The sequence below is a fragment of the uncultured Campylobacter sp. genome (assembly GCF_938030815.1).
Lineage (GTDB): Bacteria > Campylobacterota > Campylobacteria > Campylobacterales > Campylobacteraceae > Campylobacter_B.
This window is the reverse complement of sequence record NZ_CALHII010000173.1, coordinates 1-3,762: the sequence shown is the minus strand read 5'-3', so window position 1 is coordinate 3,762 and position 3,762 is coordinate 1. Positions and strand designations below refer to the sequence as shown.

General features: G+C 48.8%; 4 protein-coding genes. All 4 read left to right on the top strand.

The genetic code is table 11. The features are described from left to right. Window positions 1–2,435, top strand: a 2,435-nt coding sequence (gene lon, locus Q0277_RS06775) for an endopeptidase La (protein ID WP_297996734.1), incomplete at its 5' end; no start/stop codon positions are given. Window positions 2,436–2,702: 267 nt separating this feature from the next. Then, window positions 2,703–2,873 carry a hypothetical protein gene (locus Q0277_RS06770; RefSeq protein WP_297996732.1) on the top strand — a complete coding sequence of 57 codons (171 nt, stop codon included), beginning with the start codon at window positions 2,703–2,705 and terminating at the stop codon, window positions 2,871–2,873. Beyond that, window positions 2,870–3,580 carry a hypothetical protein gene (locus Q0277_RS06765; RefSeq protein WP_297996730.1) on the top strand — a complete coding sequence of 237 codons (711 nt, stop codon included), beginning with the start codon at window positions 2,870–2,872 and terminating at the stop codon, window positions 3,578–3,580. Before Q0277_RS06770 ends, Q0277_RS06765 begins: the two co-directional genes overlap by 4 nt. Next, the coding region (locus Q0277_RS06760) for a DpnD/PcfM family protein (RefSeq protein WP_297996728.1) at window positions 3,580–3,762 on the top strand (183 nt) is incomplete at its 3' end. The genes Q0277_RS06765 and Q0277_RS06760, both read left to right, overlap by 1 nt.

Here is a 3,762-nt window from a genome sequence, read left to right as displayed (position 1 = left end):
TTATGATAGCGCCCCTTTTCATCGGCGACGAGCATAACAAAAAGGCTCTCGATCTAGCCGCTAAAAACGAATCTATGATAATGGTCGTAAGCTCAAAGTCGGAATTTAGCGGCGATAGAAGCTTCGGCGGTATCTATAACGCAGGCGTCGTGGGCTCTGTGATGAGAACCGTGCCGCTTCCCGACGGTCGGGTTAAAATTTTATTCCAAGGCGCGCTAAAAGGCAAAATCGTAAAAGAAATTTCGCAAGATCCGCTAATCGCTACCGTCGATATCATCCATGACGAGCGCGGCAATGACCAAAAATTAGACGCGCTGGTAAGCGTGCTAAAGGAAAAAACCAAGACGCTTAGCACGCTTACGCATTTTTTCCCGAACGATCTGCTAAAAACCATCGACGACGGCACCGACGCCGCGCGCGTTTGCGACCTGATTTTAAGCGCACTGCGCTTAAAAAAGCAGGTAGCCTACTCATTTTTTACCGAGAGTAACTTGCAAAAGCGCCTTTTCAACCTCATCAACTACATCTCCGACGAGATCGAAGCGCAGAGGCTTGAAAAGGAGATCAAAAGCAAAGTTCACTCCAAGATCGATAAGACGAACAAAGAGTATTTTTTAAAAGAACAGCTCAAGCAGATCCAAAAGGAGCTCGGCGGCGATGCCGATCGCGACGTCGAGATCGAGGAGTACCGCAAAAAGCTGGAAGCCAAAAAGCCCTATTTGGGCGAGGATGCCTACAAAGAGATCAAAAAGCAGATCGATAAATTTGCCCGCCTTCATCCAGACAGCGCCGATGCGGGACTAGTGCAGAGCTATCTGGACTGGGTTTTGGAGGTGCCTTTTGAAAAGACTGCCAAGCATAAGATGTCCATCGAGGGCGTCACCGCGCAGCTAAACAAAGACCACCACTCCCTAAAAAAGCCCAAGGCGCGCATTGAGGAGTATTTCGCGCTAAAGCAGCTTTTGGAGCTTCGCGGCACAAGCAGCAAGAAGAGTAAAGAGGACGGCAAAAACGGCGGCGCGATTTTATGCTTCTACGGTCCTCCCGGCGTAGGCAAGACGAGCCTTGCAAACTCTATCGCGACCGCGCTTAAGCGTAAGCTCATCCGCATCGCCTTAGGCGGGCTTGAGGACGTAAACGAGCTGCGCGGACACCGCCGCACCTACATCGGCGCGATGCCGGGTCGCATCGTGCAAGGTCTCATCGAGGCAAATCAGATGAACCCCGTCATCGTGCTTGATGAGATCGATAAAATTTCAAGCTCATACAAGGGTGATCCGACGGCGGTTCTGCTCGAAATTTTAGACCCGGAGCAGAACTCGAGCTTTAGGGATTACTATCTAAATTTCAACATCGATCTTAGCAAGATCATCTTTATCGCCACGGCAAACGACGTATCTCTCATACCTGCGCCGCTGCGCGATAGGATGGAGTTTATCGAGCTTAGCTCATACACGCCGCAGGAGAAATTTCAGATCGCTAAGGACTATCTGATCCCTCAGGAGCTGCAGCGCCACGGCTTAAAATCAACCGACGTAGCGATCAACCCCGCCGCCCTTTCCGAGATCATCGAAGAGTACACGCGCGAAAGCGGCGTGCGAAACCTACGCCGCCAGATCGCTGCGATCTTCCGCAAGGTCGCGGTTAAAATTTTAAAAGACAAAGAGTTTAAAAAGATCGTCGTAACGACGAAAAATTTAAGCGAATTTCTAAATAAAAAGGTTTTCGAGATCGACGAGGTTGAAAAGCGCGATCAAATCGGTATCGTAAACGGGCTTGCGTGGACTGCGGTAGGCGGTGACGTGCTCAAGATCGAAGCGGTCAAGATCAAAGGCAAGGGCGCGATGACGATCACGGGCCAGCTCGGCGACGTGATGAAAGAATCCGCGCAAATCGCCTTTAGCGTCGTAAAGGTGCTGATCGACGAGGGCAAGCTCAAAGCCGCTCAAGGCGCTGAGAGCGGCGCCGCAAAAGCCTCACGCACTGGCAAAAACTCCGCATTGCGCGCAGATGGCGGCGCATCTAAAAGCCCTGCGGCGAGGCAAAATTTAGGCGTAGAGGAGAATTCCGAAAGCTCGGAGCAGATTTATAATAAATTCGACCTTCACATCCACGTACCCGAGGGCGCGACGCCCAAGGACGGACCGAGCGCGGGTATCACGATGAGTACGGCAATCGCGTCGATTTTAAGCGAGCGCAAGGTACGCGCCGATCTAGCGATGACTGGCGAGATCACGCTAAGCGGCAAGGTGCTACCGATCGGCGGGCTTAAGGAGAAGCTCATCGCCGCGCACAAAGCCAAAATCGCCGAGGTTTTGATCCCGCGCAAAAACTACGAACGCGACCTGGCGGAGATCCCCGACGAGGTCAAAAACGATCTGAAAATAACGCCGGTAGATCGGATCGAAGAGGTTCTAAAGCTGGCGCTCGTTTAAATTCAAAGCGCCGCTTTAAATTTAGCCGCTTTAACCGCGCGCTTCGGCAGAATTTTAAAATATTTATAGCGGCGTGAAATTTTATTGCGTAGCGACACATTGACGCGCTTGCGGCAAAATTTCTCGCAGTAGTTACGATGAACGTAAAATTTCGTAGAATTTCGCATACGCGCGATCGCGTAATGCTGTAAAATTTTAAGGCAGTTTAAAATTTCAGCTCCGCTTCTAGCGCAAAATTTTATAAAATTTACTTCGCAAAGGGATAGAATGTTTGATTTTAAAAAAGAGTTTAAGCAGCTTTACGCGCCCAAGCAGGCGCCGCAAATTTTAACCGTCCCACCCGCAAATTTCGTCTGCGTCCGAAGCGAAGGCTTGTTTAATATGAAGTTAAATTTTATCCGAGCGTTAGCGACAACAAAAACGGACAAGCAAAGATGAAACAAAAAGATTTCGTGATAGCGGCGATGATAGAGCTTGGCGGTGCAGCGACTCTATCGCAACTTTATTCTGCGACCGACGTTAGCTCATGGCCGACGAGAACGCCATTTGCTTCTATACGGCGTATCGTGCAAGAAAATGCGGAGTTTTTTAAGATTCGCCCGGGTCTTTGGGGCTTAAAGTCGCTTGAGACGCAAATTTTAAAAGAGTTTGAAAGTGGCGCGAATCCGCGAAATAGCTTCACTCACTCCTATTTTCAAGGCCTTATCATAGAGATCGGCAACCTGCGCAAATTTCAAACCTACGTGCCGCCACAGGATAAAAATAAAAGCTTCGTCGCAAGCAAAAAGCTGGACGATCTTACTTCGCTAAAGGCGATTTACGAATTTGCCTACCCGAGCATACTAAATAAGGCGCGCAGCGTCGATGCGATCTGGTTTAACGAGCGAAATCTACCCTACGCGTTTTTCGAGGTTGAGCACTCGACAGACTTTAAAAATTCTCTCAATAAATTTTACGAACTTCAGGATTTTAATGCCAAAATGTTTGTCGTCGCGGATGAGGGCAGGTTAAGGCAGTTTCAAAGCGTGATAAGCGCATCGATATACAAAGATATTGCCGGTAGCGTGAAATTTGTGAGCTACGAAAGTATCGCTAAACAATACGACTTAGAAAGCGAGAGCGCGAAAGTAAAAATGGGGATTTGATGAAAGAATTTGAAGTAGAGATTGCCGAAATTTTGGCTAAAAAGGTTGTAATTAAAGCGAAAAATAAAGAAGAAGCGTGTAAGATCGCGCAGACGGCTTACGAAAACTGCGAGATCATTTTGAGTGCAGAGGATTTCGTCTGCGCGGACTTTAAAGCGACGATCGCGGACGAGCCGAAAACT